Consider the following 18,961-nt stretch of genomic DNA (forward strand, 5'->3'; position numbering starts at 1 on the left):
TTATCAGATCCGCTCGGACTGTCAATTCCGGGCTTTTCCGATACGCCATTCCGGTTCCGCTTGCGCGGTTCCTTCCCGGCGGTGGAGCTATTTCACCAGATCCGGCCCGATTGTCAAATCGATCCTTTTCCGATCCCATCACGACGGCGCGGGCGCGACGAAGCCGCGTCAGCTGGTCGAGGATGGTTCCCCCGGGCCGGCCGCCCTCAGGCGTCCCGCACTCCCGTGGGGCGAAGTGAACAGTATGCCCAAGACGAGGGGACGTCAAACCGGCTCGCACGCCTCAATGGCGCCGACGAGCCCGCGCCACCCGTCCGAAGCCGCTCAGGCACCTGACCTACCTCGGGCTTTGTCCTGGTTCACCCCTGTTTGAACCGCTCGAACATCGCATTCACGCGGCCGAGGTTTCTTTTCGGCAACGCCGACCGTTCGGCGCGTCTCAGGGCTTGGCCCGGTATCCGCCGATGAACAGCACACCTTCGGCGATGACCCAGACGAACGCCGCGACGGTGAGGGTCACGTCCAGCCGAGAGGGTCTGCGCCGGACACCGGGCATCGACCACGCGGTCACGGCGACGGCCGCGGCGATGACGGCGACGGGTGCCGAGACCCGTACGGCGTCCGCGAACCCGGCCCCGCATCCCGGGTCCCGGCCCTCGTCCTCACCGCAGAAGGCGGCGTCGCCCCACCCACCGAGGGCCGAGAAGCCCCAGAGGACGGCCAGCGCGCAGTTCGCGATCGTCGGAATCGCTGGCGAGATCCACCAGCCGTTCGGGCGCCCGGACATGGCCTGCACGACCGGAACGTACCTCGCCTCGCGGGAGCCGGGAACCCCTCCATCGGGCGACCGCCGGCCCGGTCAGGTGATCTCTTTGGCCTCGTGCAGGTTCATGTCCATGACGATGGCGGTCATGACCGCCATCGTCCGCAGCGGTTCCCGGACGGGGTCGGAGATCTCCACCGCGTACCGGTCGGCCGTCGTGAGCAGGTGGGTGGCGAGGCCCGCCCACTTCTTGCGGACGTGCGCCACCTTTCCGCCGTCGGCGTCCTTCACCTCGAAGTTGTTGCGCGGCACGTCCACGTCGACCGTGCCGATGAGCGTCCCGCCGTCGTCGTAAATGACGTAGCGGCGGCCGACCCTTTCGGTCACGAAGGAGCCGACGCGCTCCCCGTCCGGCCGGAGGATCTCGGTGTACTCCCGGCCGCTCTGCTTGTCCACGACGTACAGGGGGTCACCGTCGGGCGTCGTCAGCAGGACGGCACGGGCGTCGAGGTTCGACTTGCCGGGGAACAGGCCGCGCATGACCGCGTTCTCGCTCTGGTCGTCGGTCGGCGCCGCGATGGCGACGACGGCCCCGCCATCGTCCAGAACCTTGTACCGCGACTTGGCGAACGGTCCCCTGCGAGGCTGTTCGACCCTGAGCACCGGGGAGCTGAACACTTCGCTCACGTGTTCTCCTGCCTCGTCGGCCGCGTCCGCGGCCGCCTCACTGTTCACCTTGCCGGCGCCCGCACCTCGGCGGCGCGCCCTCCAACCGGCGATCCTGCCAAGCGCCGGGCCCGCAGGGGAAGGACTTTGCACCCCCGTCTGCGCCCGCCGGAGCCGCCGCGCCCGCGCCCGGCTCACTGACCTGCGGCGGCGCCGACCGAGGTGGCCGCGAGAAACATTCTTCTTTCGGCCCGGCGGTTCCCGGACATCCTCACGGACATCTCCGCCGGCGTCGGTACCGGCCCCAGGACGCGCCTCCCCGCCCGGACCGGGTCTCGCGGACAGGGAAAGGGGCGGTCCCCGAAGGAACCGCCCCTTTCACCTGCACTCGGAAGTGCGAACCGCGGATCTGCTCAGAAGTCCATACCGCCGGCGTCGGGCATGCCGCCCGCCGGGGCCGGGTTCTTCTCGGGCTTCTCGGCGATGACGGCCTCGGTGGTCAGGAACAGCGCGGCGATCGACGAGGCGTTCTGCAGCGCGGACCGGGTCACCTTGGCCGGGTCGAGGATGCCCGACTCGAACATGTTGACGTACTCGCCGGTGGCGGCGTTCAGGCCCTCGCCCGGGGTCAGGTTCCGGACCCGCTCCACCACGACGCCGCCCTCAAGGCCGGCGTTGACGGCGATCTGCTTCAGCGGCTCCTCGAGAGCGCGCTTGACGATGTTCGCACCGGTGGCCTCGTCGCCCGGCAGCTCCAGCTTGTCGAACGCCTTGGTGCCGGCCTGCAGCAGCGCCACACCACCGCCGGGGACGATGCCCTCCTCGACCGCGGCCTTCGCGTTGCGGACGGCGTCCTCGATGCGGTGCTTGCGCTCCTTGAGCTCGACCTCCGTCGCGGCGCCGGCCTTGATGACCGCGACACCGCCCGCGAGCTTGGCCAGGCGCTCCTGGAGCTTCTCGCGGTCGTAGTCGGAGTCGGTGTTGTCGATCTCGGTGCGGATCTGGTTGACCCGTCCCGCGATCTCGTTGGCGTCACCGGCGCCGTCCACGATGGTGGTCTCGTCCTTGGTGATGACGACCTTGCGGGCGCGGCCCAGCATCTCGGTCGTGGTGTTCTCCAGCTTGAGACCCACGTCCTCGCTGATGACCTGACCGCCGGTCAGCGTGGCGATGTCGCCCAGCATGGCCTTGCGGCGGTCGCCGAAGCCCGGCGCCTTCACGGCCACGGACTTGAAGATGCCACGGATCTTGTTGACGACCAGGGTGGCCAGGGCCTCGCCCTCGACGTCCTCCGCGATGATCAGCAGCGGCTTGCCGGACTGCATGACGCCCTCAAGGACGGGCAGCAGGTCCTTGTTCGCCGACGCCTTGCCCTGAACGATCAGGATGTACGGGTCCTCGAGGACCGCTTCCATGCGCTCGGGGTCGGTCACGAAGTAGTGCGAGATGTAGCCCTTGTCGAAGCGCATCCCCTCGGTCAGCTCGAGCTCCAGACCGAAGGTCTGGCTCTCCTCGACCGTGATGACGCCTTCCTTGCCGACCTTGTCCATCGCCTCGGCGATCATCTCGCCGATCTGCGGGTCACCCGCGGAGATGGACGCCGTGGAGGCGATCTGCTCCTTGGTCTCCACGTCCTTGGCGAGCTTGGACAGCTCCTCGCTCACCCGCTCGACGGCGGCCTCGATGCCGCGCTTCAGCGACATCGGGTTCGCACCGGCGGCCACGTTGCGCAGACCCTCGCGCACCAGCGCCTGGGCCAGCACGGTGGCGGTGGTGGTGCCGTCACCCGCGACGTCGTCGGTCTTCTTGGCTACTTCCTTGACGAGCTCCGCGCCGATCTTCTCCCACGGGTCCTCGAGCTCGATCTCCTTGGCGATCGACACACCGTCGTTGGTGATCGTGGGAGCGCCCCACTTCTTCTCCAGCACGACGTTGCGGCCCTTGGGACCAAGGGTCACCTTCACGGCGTCGGCGAGCTGGTTCATGCCGCGCTCGAGACCGCGGCGGGCCTCCTCGTCGAACGCGATCATCTTTGCAGCCATAGGCTCCAGTCCTCCCGGAACAAGGTGGCTTAGACGGATCGAGCCGACGCCCGCGACGGACGGCCCCGCCGACGACTTCCATTCCGTCGCCGGCCTGAGGCCTCATCGCCCCGACCCATGACTGTGTGAAGTTGTCACTCTCCACAGCAGAGTGCCAATGTTTGTTTAGCACTCTACCCCGTCGAGTGCAAGCGCCACACATCCCCGTCCACCGACGTCTCTCTCACCGGCCCCGCCCGTCCTGACCAGGGGCGGGACGTCCAGGAGCTCGCTTCGGGAGGGGCCGCTCACCCCGTCGCACGTGGCACAGGTCGGCTGGAAGTTCCGCCGATGGCGTAGCAGGCCGGGCGATCGCCGGGACGTGTTCGCGGGCTCGTCGCCCGCCCGGCCCCCGGCCGACGACTGGCGGGTGGTCGCACGCGGCCGGCCAGGAGGCGGCGGATACCGAGATCTCACCTCCCGGTGAGGACCGGGAGCACGGCGGCCGACAGTCTCGCCTGCCATTGCACTGGCGGGGAGTCCGTGTCTCCGTTTTCGCGGAGTCTCATTCGTCGCTGGCCGACGGCATTTGCGACGGTGTTTGCGACGGCCCGATGCGCCGGGGTCACCACGGCCTGGTTGGCCGCTTTTGTGGAGTATGGCGAACGGTGAGGATGTTCTTTCGTTCCCCGGGCAAGGGACCGCCGCAAACGGGTCCGGACATTGGGCGGCCGCTCCGGCGTCGATGCGTGACCGGGCCGGAGCGGCCGTGGTGCTTCGAGGCTCTGTCAGGAGCCGCGATTCACCGCTTGTTCGACTCCTGCTCGGGGCCCGCGACCGCGTTGATCACGGTGTTGCGCTTCCCGCCGTAGAGCTTGGTGGTGATGGGGCCGGTGATCGTCGCGCTGTTGCCGGCGTAGACGTTCGAGCGGGGCGATCCGCTGAGGTTCGTGAAGATTGCGTCGCCCGGGCCCTTCTCGCTGTTGACGACGGGGCCGTTCTGGCCGACGTTCGCCTTCTTGACAGCGTGGATGTGCACCGGCTTGGGGTGGCCCCCCGTGGTGGCCAGCCGCTGCCCGGCCTGCGGGGCGTTGGCGTCGGCCTGCTGCTGCGGGGCGTTCGGCTGAGCGTCCTGCTGCGGGGCGGCCTGCTCGGCACCCTGCTCCGGCGCGGCCTGCTGAGCGTCCTGCTGAGGAGCAGCCTGCGCCGCCTCCTGCTGCGGGGCGTTCAGCTGGGCCTCCTGCTGAGGAGCGGCCTGCTGCTCCGGGGCGGCCTGCTGCTCCGGCGCGGCCTGCTGCTCCGGCGCGGCCTGCTGCTCCGGGGCGGCCTGCTGCTCCGGTGCCGCCTGCTGAGCGTCCTGCTGAGGAGCAGCCTGCGCCGCCTCCTGCTGCGGGGCGTTCGGCTGGGCCTCCTGCTGAGGAGCGGCCTGCTGCTCCGGCGCGGCCTGCTGAGCGTCCTGCTGAGGAGCGGCCTGCTGGGCGCCCTGCTCCGGGGCGGCCTGCAGGGACTCCTGCTGCGGAGCCGCCTGCTGCGGAGCGGCCTGCTGCTCCGCGGCCTGGTGCTCGGCGGCCTTGGCGAGGGCGACCTTGGTGGCCTCCTGCTCGGAGCCCTCGACGCCGGTGACGGCCGTGTTGTGCTTCCCGCCGTGGAGTTTCGTGGTGATGTCACCGGTCTTCACCGGCTTGTTCCCGATCACCGGTGCGGCCTTGGGCGACTTGGTGATGTCGGTGTAGATCAGGTCGCCCGGACCCTTCTCACTGATGTACGAGGGGCCGTTGTGCCCCACGTACGCCTTCTCCACCTCGTAGAAGTTGATGTCGGCCATGGCCGAGGGAGCCGCGAGGACGGCCGCCCCCATCGTTATCCCGGTCACGGCCATCGTGCGCAAAATGCGCTTCATGCCTTTCCTCACTCTCGTATGCCGATCGGCGCCCCCAGGAGCGCCACTCCGGGATCAATCTTCCAGGCTGCGGCCAGCAAAAAACCCAAGTGACGGAGTGGTGGTGATCAAGATCAGAGCCGCATAACGGGCGCTCGCTAAAGCTTTTTCCATGCGCGTTTGGACGGACGGGGCGAACAGTCACACAATCCGGCATTCACTGGGGCAATCGGTTTCCGAAGAAGGGGGAATCGCCCAGATGTGCAAGCAAAAGCCCCGGCACGGTGGACGTGCCGGGGCTTTTGGGGACGAGACGGACGTCAGCCGCCCGCCACCGCGGGGATGATGGAGATCTGGGCGCCCTCGGGCGTCGGGGTGTCGAGGCCCTCGGCGAAGCGGACGTCCTCGTCACCGACGTAGACGTTCACGAACCGGCGGATCTTGCCCGCGTCGTCCAGGATGCGGGCGGAGATGCCGGAGTAGCTGGCCTCGAGGTCGGCGACGACCGCGCGCAGGGTCGTGCCCTCGGCCTTCACCTCGGACTCGCCACCGGTGTAGGTCCGCAGGATCGTCGGGATACGGACGGACACGCTGCTCATGCTGCTCCTTCGTTCTCAGGCGAGGCCCGCGGCGCGGAACGCCTCCAGGGACGGGGCGATGTTCGCCGACGGCGCGACGACCGGGGCGACGGCGTCCAGGGTCTTCAGGCCGTCCCCGGAGTTGATGATCACGGTCTCGGCGCCCGGGTCCAGGGCGCCGGCCTGGACGAGCTTGCGGAGGGTCGCGACGGTGACACCGCCGGCCGTCTCGCCGAAGATGCCCTCGGTGCGGGCCAGGAGCCGGATGCCCTCGACGACCTGCTCGTCGGTCACGTCCTCGACGGCGCCGCCGGTGCGGCGGGCGACGTCCAGGACGTAGGGGCCGTCGGCGGGGTTGCCGATGGCGAGGGACTTGGCGATCGTGTCGGGCTTCACGGGTCGGACGGCGTCGTGGCCCGCCTTGAACGCGGCGGCGACCGGGCCGCACCCGGCGGCCTGGGCGCCGAAGACGCGGTACGGCTTGTCCTCGACCAGGCCCAGCTTGATCAGTTCCTGGAAGGCCTTGTCGATCTTGGTGAGCTGGGAGCCGGACGCGACCGGCACGACGATCTGGTCCGGCAGCCGCCAGCCGAGCTGCTCGGCGATCTCGTAGCCGAGCGTCTTGGAGCCCTCGGCGTAGTAGGGGCGGACGTTGACGTTGACGAACGCCCAGTCGTCCTGCTCGCCGGCGATCTCGGACGCGAGCCGGTTGACGTCGTCGTAGTTGCCGTCGACCGTCACGAACGTCCCGCCGTACACGGCCGTCGTGATGATCTTCTGGGACTCCAGGTTCGACGGGACGAACACCGCGCTGCGGATCCCGGCGCGGGCCGCCGCGGCGGCGACGGCGTTGGCGAGGTTCCCGGTGGACGGACAGGCCAGCACCTTGAACCCCAGCTCACGGGCGGCGGCGAGCGCCACGGCGACGACGCGGTCCTTGAACGAGTGGGTCGGGTTCCCGCTGTCGTCCTTCACCCACAGGCTCTGCAGGCCGAGGCTCTCCGCGAGGTTGTCGGCGCGGACGAGACGGGTCAGGCCCGGCTCGGTGTTCGGGGTGTCGGCGACGTTGCCCGGGACGGGCAGCAGCCCGCGGTACCGCCAGATGTTGCGCGGCCCGGACTCGATGGCCTCCCGGGTGACGCCGCCGAAGTCGTAGGCGATCTCCAGGGGGCCGAAACATTCCTCACACGCGTAGAAGGGCCCGAGGTCGCGGGACGTGCCGCATTCGCGGCAGACGAGAGCGGTAGCCGGTCCGAGGTCTGTGGCAGGCGTGAGTGCCATGAGGGCGAGGCCTTTCTCCCCATCTTCCCTGCGCCACCTTGGTCGCAGGCCGGAGTTGGCACCATCTCCCGGCAGGCCTCGCAGGATCGCGACGCGCCACAGCCGGGTGGTTGCCGGGGCTTCGCAGGGCCGGTCCCTCCACCCCTCTGGATGAGCGGTATTAAGTTGTCGATCACGAGCGCTTTGAGCTCGTATGCGTGACTTTACATGAACTGACCGGATGCCAGACAGGCGGGTCCAGCGATTGAGACGTTACCCGGCGGAGGTCTTGATCACGCGCTGGGTCGGATCGAGGAACACGTGCCGGACGGTCGGGACGCGCTCCCGGAGCCGCCGGTCGATCTCGCCGGCGACGTCCTCGGCCTCGTCGGCGCTGATGTCGTCGGAGAAGTGCACCTTCGCGGCGACGAGGAGCTGCTCGGGGCCGAAGTGCATGGTGAGCAGTTCGTCCACGCCGGTCACGCCGGGGGCGCCGAGGATCTCGGCGCGGATCTCGCGCTGCTCGGCGGGGTCGGCCGCCCGGCCGATGAGCAGGCCCATGCTCTCCCGGCCGATCGAGAAGGCGAGGACGACCAGGAGGACCCCGATGAGGACGGACGCGAGCCCGTCCCAGAACTCCGAGCCGGTGATCTGGCGCATCGCGAGCCCGCCGGCGGCGAGGGCGAGGCCGATCATCGCGGCGGTGTCCTCGAACAGCGCGGTCTTGAACGTCACGTCGGGCGACTTGCGGACGTGCTCGACGAGGTCGCGGTCGTTCTCGCGCGTCTCCTTCTTGGCCTGGTAGAAGGCGCGGAGCCAGGACGCCCCCTCCAGCACCGCGCCGAGGCCGAGGACGGCGTAGGCGAGCCACACCGTCGTCCCACCGCCGCCGTGGCCGGTCATGGTCAGGATGCCTTCGAAGATCGAGAACCCGGCGCCGGCCACGAAGATGCCGAACGCGGCGAGCAGCGACCACACGTACCGCTCGTTGCCGTATCCGAAGGGGTGGCGCCGGTCGGGGGGCCGCTCGCTGCGCCGGAGCGAGGTGTAGAGAAAGCCCTGGTTCAGGGTGTCGGCCACCGAGTGCGCGCTCTCCGCGAGCATGGCGCTGGACCCGGCCAGCAGGCCGGCGAACAGCTTCGTGATCGCGAGGATGAGGTTCGCTGCACCGGCGACGAGCACGGTCTTCGTCGTCTCGGACTTGCTCATTGCCGCCGGATACCCCCTGGGTGGATGACTAATCGGGCGGAACGGCCAGAAGCCCCGGCGATGACGGCCACCTCGCGGGTCACTTTGATGCGCCTCGGCCGCAACTGAGACCCTTCCCGTATGAGCCAAGTGCTGGTGGCCTCGAACCGGGGGCCCGTGTCGTTCTCGCTGTCGGACGACGGCGGGCTCACCATGCGGCGCGGGGGCGGCGGACTCGTGTCGGGCCTCGCCGCCGTCACGGGCGCCCCCCGCGACCCGGGCCCGCCGCGCCCGGCCGGGACGGAGCGGGAGCCGTCCGCCGGCGGCGCGGACGTTCTCTGGGTGTGCGCGAGCCTCGGCGAGGCCGACCGCACGGCCGCGCGCCGCTCCCCGGACGGACGCCTCGACCTCGCCGGATACGAGACCGGCGGTGCCGCGGTGCGGATGCTCGACATCCCGGCGGCCACGTTCGACCGCGCCTACAACGGCGTCGCCAACTCGACGCTGTGGTTCGTCCACCACCTGTTGTACGACACACCGCGCAACCCGCATTTCGACGCCCGCGCCCGGCGCGACTGGCAGTCCTACGAGGCGTACAACGCGGCCTTCGCGGACGCCCTCGCACGGGACGCCGCCGAGGGCGCGAAGGCGGCGATCCAGGACTACCACCTGTCGCTGGCTCCCCGGATGCTGCGCGACCGGCGCCCCGACCTGAAGATCGTGCACTTCTCTCACACGCCCTGGGCGCCGCCGGAGTACTTCGGCCTGCTCCCGGACGACATCGGCGCGCAGATCCTTCTCGGCATCCTCGGCGCCGACCACGCCGGCTTCCTCACCGAGCGGTGGGCGTCGGCCTTCCTCGACTGCTGCGAGCTGCTGCCGGGTGCCCGCGTCGACCACGTGGCCCGCACCGTCTCCTGCTCGGGCCACACCACGCGCGTGGGCGTGCACGGTCTCGGTGTGGACGGGACGGCGCTGCGCCGGCGCGCCGCCGAGCAGGACGTCGTCGAACGGGCCCGCGCGCTGCGCGAACAGGTGGGCGACCGCCGGCTCATCGTGCGGATCGACCGGACGGAGCTGTCCAAGAACATCGTGCGCGGCCTCGCCGCGTACCGGGAGCTGCTCGTCAACCATCCCGAATGGCGCGGCCGCGTCGTGCACCTGGCGTTCGCGTACCCGTCCCGCTACGACCTGCCCGAGTACCGGGAGTACACCGCGGCCGTCCGGCGCATGGCCGAGCAGATCTCCGACGAGTTCGGCACGGCCGACTGGGAGCCGCTGATCCTGCAGGTGAACGACGACTACCCGCGTTCCCTCGCCGCCTACGGCCTGGCCGACGTCCTGCTCGTCAACCCGATCCGGGACGGGATGAACCTGGTCGCGAAGGAGGGGCCCGTCCTGTCGCGGCACGGTTGCGCGCTCGTGCTGTCGCGAGAGGCGGGCGCGGCCGCCGAGCTGTCCGAGGACGCGCTGATGGTCAACCCCTACGACGTGTCGCAGACGGCCGAGGCCCTGCGCCAGGCCCTGCTCATGCCGCGCGCCCGGCGAGCCGAACGCTGCGCCCGCCTCGCCGACGCCGCGACGGCCCTCCCCCCGCAGCGCTGGTTCGCCGACCAGCTCGCCGCGCTGGACTGACCGACCGCCTCGGCGGTTATCGCCCTCCCAGGGTGCGGGGTCGCCCCCCACGATGACACCGCTGGAGGGAGCGGCGTGTTGCACTGCGGGCGTCAGGGCAACACGCCGCGGGTCCGGTCAGGGGGCGGTGCCGGCGGACTGCCCGGCGGTGAGGAGGCATTCGACGGGGTTCGGCTCGTAGTGCTGCCTCCAGCGTTCGCGCAGCACCGCCTTGCTCTGCGCCATGCGGCGGTGCGCGGCGGTCCGGGTGAAGCGGGCCAGCTGGGCCGCGGACGGCTTCGGCAGGCCGCTCGGCTCGTAGCCGTACTCCGCGAGCCGCTCGCCGAACGCGGCCTCGGCCAGGCTGATCTCCCAGGCGTCGAGGCGCTCGGCCCACGAGCCGACGCGGTTGGTGGTGACGGCGTCGTGCGTGCGGCCGTGCCATTTCTTGCGGGACGGGACGATCCGCTTCGCGAGGCCCTCCGGGTGGACCATCTCGGTGTCGAAGTCCTCGCCGAGGAAGCCGCAGAGCCGGGTCAGCTCGTCGGTGGGGTCGGTGACGAGCCGCTCGTACTGCAGCTCGTAGTAGGAGTCGGGGCCGAGGCGCTCGGCGAGCCGGCGGCCGCGGTCGATCGTCTCCCGCCAGGCGGAGACGGCGTGGTGGATGTCGGCGTCGAACCAGGGCATCTCCATCAGCGACGCGACGCAGTCCCGGCCGTCCCGGACAAGGTGGACGAACTGGGCATCGGGAAACATCCGCAGCAGCGCGCCGACGTGCTGCGAGTAGCTCGGGCGCTTGTCACCCCAGCGCGGCTTGCCGTGCAGGCGGGCGTAGGCCCGGAAGACGACGCCGATCGCCGAGCCGATCGTCGGCGGGCCGTCGGCGATCTCCTCGATGAGCCCGTCGGCGTCCATGCCGAGCGCCCGCACCTTGGTGGACCGCTCTCCGACGATCCACTCCGCGAGCATCCGCCTGTTCTTACTGTCCCGAAGGTCACCGTAGTCACACCTCGCCGTATAGGCGGGCAGGACGAACCTGGTCTCCGCCGGGATCGCGATGCGGGCGTGCGAGTGGAGCATCAGCCGCAGCAGCGTCGTACCCGAGCGGGGACAGCCGAAAATGAAGATCGGGCGATCGTGGCGGAGGGCCGGTCCTGGTGGCATGCACCGCATGCTGGTGCAGAGGCCCAGCTCAGGACCCGAGTTCTGTACCCACCGTTACCGCCCGATGACCCAGCCTTGACCGGCGGGTCAGGTGTAGGACTCGCCGAGCGTCTGCCTCACCTGCTTGCGCGCCTCGTGGATGCGGGACTTGACCGTGCCGAGCGGCAGCTTGAGCTGCTCGGCGATCTCCGCGTACTCCAGCTGCGAGACGTCCCGCAGCACGAGGGCCTGGATGAGGTCGGGCTTGCGGGCCTCCAGATCCTCCATGGCGTCCAGGATGTCGACCCGGGAGCCGGCGATCACGCTCGTCCGGCGCGGGTCGGGGCGCTGCTGCGGAAGCTCGCCCGCCTGCTCGACCGAGCGCCGCTTCAGCGACCGGTAGGTGGAGCGGGCGGAGTTGGCGACGACGACGTGCAGCCAGGTGCTGAACCGCGACCGGCCCTCGAACCGGTGGATGTTCCGCGCGACCTGGAGCAACGCGTCCTGGCACGCCTCTTCGGCGTCCTGCCGGCAGGGCAGGAAGCGGGAGCTGTGCCGCAGCACGTCCGGCTCGATCTTGCGGAGGAGCTCATTGAGGGCGCCCTGGTCGCCCTGTGCGGCCTTGACCGCCAACTCCTCGGTCCTCTCGTCGAATGCCATGCCGCCTCAATGCTCGTTCGCGCGCTCACCCCGTTGTTGGGATGATACGGGAGTGTCTTTCCCACCATCAGTAGGCCGTTACCGGATCGATCGCGTCCTGGGTTCGGGGGCGTTCGCCTCTGTGTGGCTGGGGCACGACGACGCCCTCGAGTCCCAGGTCGCCATAAAGGTCCTGAACGGCAGCCTGATCGACGATCTGGACGTGCGCAACAGGTTCCTCGAGGAAGCCCGGATCCTGCGCCGCGCCGACTCCGAGCGTCTCGTCCGCGTCCACGACATCGGCGAGCTCCCGGACGGGCGCCCCTACTTCGTGATGTCGTACGCGGACCGCGGGACGCTCGGCGATCGTATGCGTGAACGGCCACTTCCGGTCAGCGAGGCGGTGGCGCTCGCCGAGCAGATCGCCTACGGCGTCGAGGTGATCAACACGCTGGGCGTCATCCACCGCGACCTCAAGCCGTCCAACGTGCTCTTCCAGTCGACGCCGGACGGCGGCGAGAAACTGCTCATCGCCGACCTCGGCCTCGCCAAGGCGCTCGCGCACGCGTCCGGCGCGTTCACCCTCCCGGTCGGTACGCCCGGGTACATGTCGCCCGAGCAGGCGCGGTTCGGCGGCGGCCTGGACATCCGCGCGGACGTGTACGGGCTCGGTGCGCTGACCTACCACATGCTCGCCGGACGGGCCCCGGGCCCGGCGCCGGTCAAGAAGGCGCCGAGCGAGCTGCGCGAGGGGCTGCCCCCCGCGTTCGACCAGGTGGTCCTGCGGGCGCTGGAGGTCGAACGGGAGAAGCGGTGGCCGACCGCCGAGGCGTTCGCGGAGGCGCTGTCCACGCTGCGGCCGACGTCCGCCCAGAACGCACCCGCGCCGGCCGCGCCGGCGCCCGTCCAGGCGGCGCCCGTCCAGGGCGCGCCCGCGCCGCCCGAGCCGCGGATCGACTCGGACGCGACCGTCCAGGACTTCTACCGCGAGGGCGTCCAGGCCCAGCAGCAGCCCCCTCCCGTGCAGCCCGGACCTGCTCAGGCCGCCGCGCCGGCGGGCCAGGGCGCCCCGCCCGACATGCAGACGCGGTTCGACCGGTCCGGCGAGGACGACCTCCACACGTCCGAGATGCGCGTCCCGCCCGCTCCTTCGTCCGAGGAGGTGACGGTGGTGGACCGGCCCGGCGGGCGCTCCACCCCGTTCGCGCAGGCGGAGGGGCCCACAGCCCCGGACAACGACAACGACCGGACGATCGCCTACCAGCCCCCGCCGCAGGGCCGACCTCAGGGCCAACCTCAGGGCCAACCTCAGGGCCAACCTCAGGCTCCGCCGCAGGGGCTGGACGACAAGACGACCGTGTTCCCGAGCCAGCAGCAGCAGACCGGCGCTCCGCAGGGCGCCCCGATGCAGCAGATGGGCCCCGGCGGCCAGCAGCCCTACGGGCCCCCGCCCACCGGTTTCCAGCCTCCTCCCCCGGGGCCGGTCCAGGGTGGCGGGCAGGGCGGGCCGCGGGGCGGCGGCGCGCCGAAGAAGTTCGTCACCCCGCTGATCATCACGGCGGTCGTGCTGGTCGTCGCGGTGATCGGCGGGCTGGCGCTCGGCATGATGTTCTCCGGCGACGACAAGGACGGCGGCAAGGACGGCAAGGACAAGAAGCCGGCGGTCCCGAAGGACTTCGTCGCGGTCGCCGACGGCTCCGGCAAGATCAAGACCGCGGTCCCGAAGGCGTGGCCGAAGCAGGAGCAGGCGCAGACGTGGACGCCGTCCACCGTCGGCCTCACCGACGGGCAGCCGCGGCCGGTGCTGCGCGCGACGCCTGACAAGGCCGCGTTCCTCGGCAACGGCAAGGGCCCCGGCGTGTTCGTCGGCGTGACCACCGACCTGCGCGCCGGGCAGCTCCCGCCGCCGAGCGCCGCCGTCCACTCGCAGTGCACGAAGGCCGCGCCGGAGAACTACACCACGCCGGACGGCGCCCTCACCGGGACGATCACCCGCTTCACCGCCTGCAAGACCGGCACGCCGTCGGTCACCGAGGTCGGTCTCAAGGACAAGTCCGGCAAGTTCGGCCTGTGGATCCGGGTCAAGGAGACCGACGGCCGCGACGCCACCAAGGACATCCTGGACAACCTGAAGGTCACCGGCCCCTGACCCGGGGCCCCGATCGGTAGCACCGAGACCCGCCTGTCGAGGCGCGGAGCGTTCACCGCTCCGCGCCTCGATCTATTCGACGCGGGCACACTCCGGAGTGAAGTGCATCACAACTGTTGCATCGCGACATGTTAGCGATATATCGTCGAAGCATCGCAACCGATCAACGACAGAAGGAGACTGCGATGCACGAGCACACGACGAGAAGGCGCGGGGGCTTCAGGGGATCCGAGGAGCGGGGGCGCCGCGGCGACCCGTTCGGCCCGTGGGGACCCGGCGGACCCGGCGGACCCGGCTTCGGCCCGGGTTTCGGTCCCGGCCATCGCGGACGCGGTGGACGCGGTCGGCGCACCCGGCGCGGCAATGTCCGGGCGGCGCTGCTCGCCCTGCTGGCCGAGCGGGCGATGCACGGCTACGAGATGATCCAGGAACTGGACGGCCGCACCGGCGGCGTCTGGCGGCCGAGCCCCGGCTCGGTCTACCCGACCCTCCAGATGCTGGAGGACGAGGGCCTGGTCAGCAGCGAGGAACAGGGCGGCAAGCGGCTGTTCGCCCTCACCGACACCGGCCGCGAGGAGGCGTCGGCGCAGACCGCCGCCCCCTGGGACGAGGTCACCGAGGCCGCCGGCGAGAACGTCCTGCGCGGACGCGAGGCGGTCGGCCAGCTGATGGGGGCCCTGCACCAGGTGATGGCCGTGGGCAGCGAGGCGCAGAAGGCGCGCGCGCTGGACGTGGTCAACGACGCCCGCCGCCGCCTCTACGGGATCCTCGCCGATGACCCCGAAGCCGAGTGAACCTCAGAGAGCACCGATCAGAACCGCCGTGGCCGCCCAGGCCACGGCGGTTTCATCGTCCCTTCGGAAAGGGCGCCTGCTTGGCGAGCTGGTCGGCCACGTAGAGCTGCTTCCACACGTACAGGGCCATGTCCGAGCGCCTGACGCCGCGGTCGACCGGGACGTCCACCGTCGCACGGACCAGGTATGACGCCCCCGGCGGCAGGTACTTGTCGCCGCCCTCCCCCGCGACGAGCGCGCCGCCCGCGAGCCGCCGCACGACCTGGCTGTCGGTCGGCGGCGTGCACAGGGCCTCGGGGACGCCGGCCTGCGGCATGCAGCGTCCCCGCGCCTCCGGCGTCACCAGGTCGCGCCTGACGAACACGTCGCCGGGGAAGTCGAGCAGGACCTTCCCGCCGCTCGGGTTGCCGAGGATGTACTCGATGTAGGGGAACGCCGTCCCGGACGGCGGCGTGGACTGGAACGTCGTCACCACGCCGTCGCTGATCCCGGACGTCACCGCGGCGATCCTGTACCTGGAGCCGTCGGCGGTGCCGACCGTGATGGGCGAGCCCGCGGGCGGTGGCTTGGCGCCGCCGCCCGGCGCCTGCTCGCCCGCGGCGGGGGCCGCCTCCGTCCCGCCCTTGTCGCCGGAGCCGGGCGTCAGCACGAGCCCGACCGTGACCAGCCCGGCCAGGACGAGCACGCCCGCCGCGACCAGACCGCTGCGACGGCCCCTGCGCCGCCGCTCCCGGCGCTCGCGCTCGCGCTCCCACGACCCGAGCCGCACCTGGACGCCGCTGGTCTCGCGGACGCCCATCGGCCCCGTCGCCGACGACCGGTCCTCGGACTCGGAGTAGGCGTCCTGCGCCTCGGGCACGGCGGCCCACTCGGACCCGCCGAGCGGCGGCTCGGGGTGCGACCGCGGCGGCGTCCCCCAGACGCGCGGCGGCGCCGGCACGGCCGGCGGCGCCTGTGCGGCCTGCACGGCCGGCACGGTGTGGACGATCGGACGCGTCGGGGCGTCCGGCGGGATGGGAGCGCCCGGCGGAACCGGAGCGCCGGGCGGTACCGGGGCGCCCGGTGGCCGGACCGGCGTCCCGTCCCTGGGCGTGGCCCTCGGGATGCCCTGGGAGGGCGTGTGCCTGATCTCGCCCGGACGGCGCGGAAGTCCCGGCTCCGTGTCCACCGTCTAGCCTCCCGATGTCCCTCGTGCGACTCCCCCGTGAACCCGCACTCACCGCAATTCACCACATTTTGGCCTAATTAACCCCCCGTTCCACACCCGCCCCCGGAGTCTCGCGAGATACGACAAGTCGAGCCGTGACTCTTATCACCTGGCGAACAACTCTTGCCGTGCTCCGGCGCCCCGGGGTGGCGCCGGGTCCGCCGGAGGAGTCAGGAGAGGGAGTCCGCGAGCGAGCCGAGGAGGTCGACCACGCCGGCGGGCCCGTCGACCACCAGGTCCGCCCGTCCGGCGAGCGCGGTGACCTCGGTCGAGCCGCTGCACACCAGCACGCCGGGCACGCCCTCGGCGCGCAGCGCGTCGACGGCGTCGAACGCGGCCAGGTCGCCGAGGTCGTCTCCGGCGAACAGCACGGCGGAGGGACGGGTCCCGCGGTCGTCGATGAACGAGCGCAGCGACTTGCCCTTGTCCATGCCGGGCGGGCGCAGTTCGAGGACGAAGCGTCCGGGCTCCACCGACAGCCCGGTCCGCTCGGCGAGCGCGGCGAGGATGCCGCGCAGCCGGTCCAGCGCGACCTGCGGTTCGGCGCACCGCCGGGTGTGGACGGCGAGCGCCTGCCCCTTGTCCTCGACGAACGTCTCGGGCGGTGCGCCCGCGGCGGCGAGGACGCCTGGCAGCTTCGCGCGGGCCTCGGCGACGCCCGGCGGCGGCTCCGGCACGGTCAGCGTGCCGGACTCCCAGCGTTCGAGCCCGTACTGCCCGAGGACGACGAGCCCGTCGACGCCCTCGAATCCGCCGTACTCGACCGCCACGGCGGCGGGACGTCCGGTCACGATCAGCAGCGAGCCGACCAGCGGGGCCAGCCGGGCCAGGGCCGGCGCGGCGTCCGGATGGGCCCTCGCCGAGGCCGGGTCGGCGACGATCGGCGCCAGGGTGCCGTCGAAGTCGAAGCCGAGCACGGCCCCGGCCGGGTTCTCGCGGATGGCGTCAAGGCCTTCGGCGCCTGCGGCCGTCAAAGAGCGGGGAGAGTTCACATGACCAATGGTGGCCAGGTCAGGGCCGGATGCCGAGCCGCCGCGCGGCACGGCTGCGTTGCCGTTGTGTCCGCATCCGGCGCAGGCGCTTGACGAGCATCGGGTCGCACTCCAGCGCCTCGGGTCGGTCGATCAGGATGTTCAGGAGCTGGTAGTACCGCGTGGCCGACATGTCGAACGTCTCGCGGATGGCCTGCTCCTTGGCGCCGGCGTACTTCCACCACTGCCGCTCGAAGGCGAGGATCCGGCGGTCGCGCTCGGAGAGCCCGCCCGCGCTGAACGCGGCGTCGTCCGCCCCGCCCTCCGCGTCGGCGGCGGTGGGCTCGGTCGGGGGTGGCGGGGGTTGGCCGTCGTCCATGGTCCGGTCCTGCGGGGGGACGTCACCGCGGGGGTCACCGGGGGCGTTCGCCGCTCGCATCAGGTCCCCTCTGTGGTTACTGATCCCGGGTCGTCCGGGTTCGGGCGGGAGCCATGCTACGCGTCCGGGCCGACAAGTTCCGGCGGATCCCGGTGAACGGATGCCGGTGGTTCAGTGCATCACATCCCCGTTCACCTGGGGCTCTTTCGCTTCATGTGTCTCACGGGCAACGGCGTTCACGGCACGCCACAACATATGTACTCTGCATACGTTAGAGTGGGTGATCCGCAGCGTCCGGCGTCCGGAACGGAGACCTTGCATGGCGACGGAGACCTCCGCCACGGGACGGACCGCCGAGCGGGACGCGCCCCGGGACGGGAGCCCTCCCGAACCCCCCGCCGAGCGCGCCCTCACCGAGATCGCGACCGCGCTGTTCCATCTGCGCCGCGTCTGGGCCAAGCCCGACCTCGTCAAGCGCGTCCGCGCCCAGACGGCGACCGCCACGGACGGGCGCCCGCTGCAGCTGTCGAACCTGATGGTGGTGAACGCCGTCGCCGCCCTCACCGCGCGCGAGCACCCGGACGAACCGTCCTGCGAGGTCACGGTCGGCGCGGTCGCGGAACGGCTGGAGGTCGACCCGTCCACGGCGAGCCGTCTCGTCGGGCACGCCATCGACGCCGGCCTGGTGTCCCGGCGTCCCTCCCCCGTCGACGCTCGCCGCGCCAACCTCGGCCTGACCGAGTCCGGGCGGCGCGTCAAGCAGGTCGCCGACCGGTTCCGCCGCGCCTACCTCGACGACCTGATGACCGACTGGTCGGAGCGGGAGCGCACCGAGTTCGCGCGGCTGCTCAGCCGCTTCGCCGACGCCGCCGTCCGGGTACCGATGTACCCGGACGGCATCGACCGCATCTTCGAGGAGGCCGCCGCGGACTAATCGCCGTTGCGGAGGGCGGACATGCGGACGTGGTACTCGTCCTCGTCGATCTCGCCCCGGGCGAACCGCTCGGCGAGCACCGAGCGCGCCTTGGTCATCGGGTCGGCCGCCGCCCCGGCCGCCGCGGCGCCGTCGTGCATGCGGCGGCGGATGAGGTAGAACGCGGTGCCGAGCACGGCCAGCCAGAACAGCCCGAACGTGATCGGGAAGACCGGCCAGAACGCGGGTGCGTCCCCGTCGTGCCAGCCGCCGGGGTGCATCGCGGCCGCCTGCGTCGCCAACATCGTCAACATGGTTCATCGACCTTCCTGTGTTCGGATAAGTCGATGCTCGGCGAGGGGTGCGGGGGGCCGCATCGTCTGGCCGGAGGCACTCGCGCTACGCCCGCCGGAGTACCGCGCTCACCACCAGGGCGGCCGGTACTCCTCGTCGTCGCCGGGACGCGGGCGCCGCGAGTGGCGCCCGCGCGGCTCGCCGTCGGCCGGGTCCGGCGGCGGGACGGGCCCTTCCGGCGGTTCGACGCCGCCCAGGCCGGGCGGCGGGACGTCGGAGAACGCGCCGGCCGGTCCCTCGTCCGCGTGGGGTACGGGCGGGAGCGGCGGCTCGTCCGGCGGTTCCGGGGGTACCCCGGCGAGCGGAGCCGTCGTTCCGGGGTCGGGCAGGTCCGGTGTTTCCAGGGCGCCGCGGCGGAAGGCGTCCCACTCGTCGTCGTCGAGGACGGACGGCTCGTCCCGCGCCGACCCGTTGAGGCCCGCGCCGTTGTGCCCGTTCCCGTT

Annotated in this window: 16 protein-coding genes, 2 pseudogenes and 1 riboswitch; of the genes and pseudogenes, 4 read left to right on the plus strand and 14 right to left on the minus strand. The window is 71.5% G+C overall.

Annotated features, from left to right (window positions below):
- Positions 1-439 precede the first annotated feature (439 nt).
- The 7 genes from AB0H37_RS35490 to AB0H37_RS35520 all read right to left on the minus strand — a co-directional run bounded on the left by AB0H37_RS35490 (position 440) and on the right by AB0H37_RS35520 (position 8,376).
- Complete coding sequence (locus tag AB0H37_RS35490; RefSeq protein ID WP_360617080.1) at positions 440-796, minus strand: hypothetical protein; 357 nt, start codon at positions 794-796, stop codon at positions 440-442.
- A gap of 63 nt (positions 797-859) precedes the next feature.
- A complete protein-coding gene (locus AB0H37_RS35495; protein ID WP_329095447.1) occupies positions 860-1,450 on the minus strand; it encodes a phospholipid scramblase-related protein in 591 nt (196 codons plus the stop codon).
- A 392-nt stretch (positions 1,451-1,842) separates the two neighbouring features.
- Positions 1,843-3,471, minus strand: coding sequence for a chaperonin GroEL (gene groL / locus AB0H37_RS35500; protein WP_089313862.1), 1,629 nt, complete (start codon positions 3,469-3,471; stop codon positions 1,843-1,845).
- Positions 3,472-4,252: 781 nt separating this feature from the next.
- Positions 4,253-5,350, minus strand: a complete 1,098-nt coding sequence (locus AB0H37_RS35505) for a hypothetical protein (RefSeq protein WP_360617081.1) — start codon at positions 5,348-5,350, stop codon at positions 4,253-4,255.
- Between the two features lie 299 nt (positions 5,351-5,649).
- Positions 5,650-5,928, minus strand: coding sequence for a MoaD/ThiS family protein (locus AB0H37_RS35510; protein ID WP_179832441.1), 279 nt, complete (start codon positions 5,926-5,928; stop codon positions 5,650-5,652).
- Between the two features lie 15 nt (positions 5,929-5,943).
- Positions 5,944-7,188 (minus strand): threonine synthase, encoded by a 1,245-nt coding sequence (thrC, locus tag AB0H37_RS35515; RefSeq protein ID WP_329095454.1) that lies wholly within the window; start codon positions 7,186-7,188, stop codon positions 5,944-5,946.
- A 16-nt stretch (positions 7,189-7,204) separates the two neighbouring features.
- Positions 7,205-7,345, minus strand: a riboswitch (SAM riboswitch).
- Between the two features lie 95 nt (positions 7,346-7,440).
- Complete coding sequence (locus AB0H37_RS35520) at positions 7,441-8,376, minus strand: cation diffusion facilitator family transporter (protein WP_179832439.1); 936 nt, start codon at positions 8,374-8,376, stop codon at positions 7,441-7,443.
- Positions 8,377-8,496: 120 nt separating this feature from the next.
- Between AB0H37_RS35520 and AB0H37_RS35525 the strand changes: the two genes are divergently transcribed.
- On the plus strand, positions 8,497-9,990 hold the full coding sequence (locus AB0H37_RS35525) for a trehalose-6-phosphate synthase (protein WP_360617082.1): 1,494 nt from the start codon (positions 8,497-8,499) through the stop codon (positions 9,988-9,990).
- 117 nt (positions 9,991-10,107) lie between these two features.
- Here AB0H37_RS35525 and AB0H37_RS35530 read toward each other — a convergent pair whose 3' ends face one another.
- Both AB0H37_RS35530 and AB0H37_RS35535 read right to left on the minus strand, forming a co-directional pair.
- Entirely contained in the window at positions 10,108-11,133 is a 1,026-nt protein-coding gene (locus AB0H37_RS35530) for a sulfotransferase (protein WP_360617083.1), read from the minus strand.
- 87 nt (positions 11,134-11,220) lie between these two features.
- On the minus strand, positions 11,221-11,772 hold the full coding sequence (locus AB0H37_RS35535; RefSeq protein ID WP_089313869.1) for an RNA polymerase sigma factor: 552 nt from the start codon (positions 11,770-11,772) through the stop codon (positions 11,221-11,223).
- On the opposite strand from AB0H37_RS35535, the gene AB0H37_RS35540 reads away from it, so the two are divergent.
- Positions 11,771-13,900, plus strand: coding sequence for a serine/threonine-protein kinase (locus AB0H37_RS35540; RefSeq protein WP_360617084.1), 2,130 nt, complete (start codon positions 11,771-11,773; stop codon positions 13,898-13,900). The genes AB0H37_RS35535 and AB0H37_RS35540 overlap by 2 nt on opposite strands.
- A gap of 185 nt (positions 13,901-14,085) precedes the next feature.
- Complete coding sequence (locus AB0H37_RS35545) at positions 14,086-14,694, plus strand: PadR family transcriptional regulator (protein ID WP_329095464.1); 609 nt, start codon at positions 14,086-14,088, stop codon at positions 14,692-14,694.
- Between the two features lie 52 nt (positions 14,695-14,746).
- Here the strand turns inward: AB0H37_RS35545 and AB0H37_RS35550 are convergent, their stop codons facing one another.
- The 3 genes and pseudogenes from AB0H37_RS35550 to AB0H37_RS35560 form a co-directional block, all read right to left on the minus strand.
- Positions 14,747-15,670, minus strand: a complete 924-nt coding sequence (locus tag AB0H37_RS35550; RefSeq protein WP_360617085.1) for a hypothetical protein — start codon at positions 15,668-15,670, stop codon at positions 14,747-14,749.
- Positions 15,671-16,071: 401 nt separating this feature from the next.
- A complete protein-coding gene (gene otsB / locus AB0H37_RS35555; protein WP_329095469.1) occupies positions 16,072-16,893 on the minus strand; it encodes a trehalose-phosphatase in 822 nt (273 codons plus the stop codon).
- Between the two features lie 19 nt (positions 16,894-16,912).
- A pseudogene (locus AB0H37_RS35560) lies at positions 16,913-17,167 on the minus strand (DUF3263 domain-containing protein); the annotation flags it as partial.
- Positions 17,168-17,570: 403 nt separating this feature from the next.
- Between AB0H37_RS35560 and AB0H37_RS35565 the strand changes: the two are divergent.
- Positions 17,571-18,185 carry a MarR family transcriptional regulator gene (locus AB0H37_RS35565; protein ID WP_179832433.1) on the plus strand — a complete coding sequence of 205 codons (615 nt, stop codon included), beginning with the start codon at positions 17,571-17,573 and terminating at the stop codon, positions 18,183-18,185.
- Here AB0H37_RS35565 and AB0H37_RS35570 read toward each other — a convergent pair.
- Both AB0H37_RS35570 and AB0H37_RS35575 read right to left on the minus strand, forming a co-directional pair.
- Positions 18,182-18,478 (minus strand): hypothetical protein, encoded by a 297-nt coding sequence (locus tag AB0H37_RS35570; RefSeq protein WP_218934967.1) that lies wholly within the window; start codon positions 18,476-18,478, stop codon positions 18,182-18,184. The two genes, AB0H37_RS35565 and AB0H37_RS35570, sit on opposite strands and share 4 nt — an antisense overlap.
- Positions 18,479-18,586: 108 nt before the next feature.
- Positions 18,587-18,961: pseudogene (locus AB0H37_RS35575) on the minus strand (hypothetical protein); the annotation flags it as partial.

Origin of the sequence: Actinomadura sp. NPDC023710 (genome assembly GCF_040639875.1) — a bacterium.
Lineage (GTDB): Bacteria > Actinomycetota > Actinomycetes > Streptosporangiales > Streptosporangiaceae > Spirillospora > Spirillospora citrea.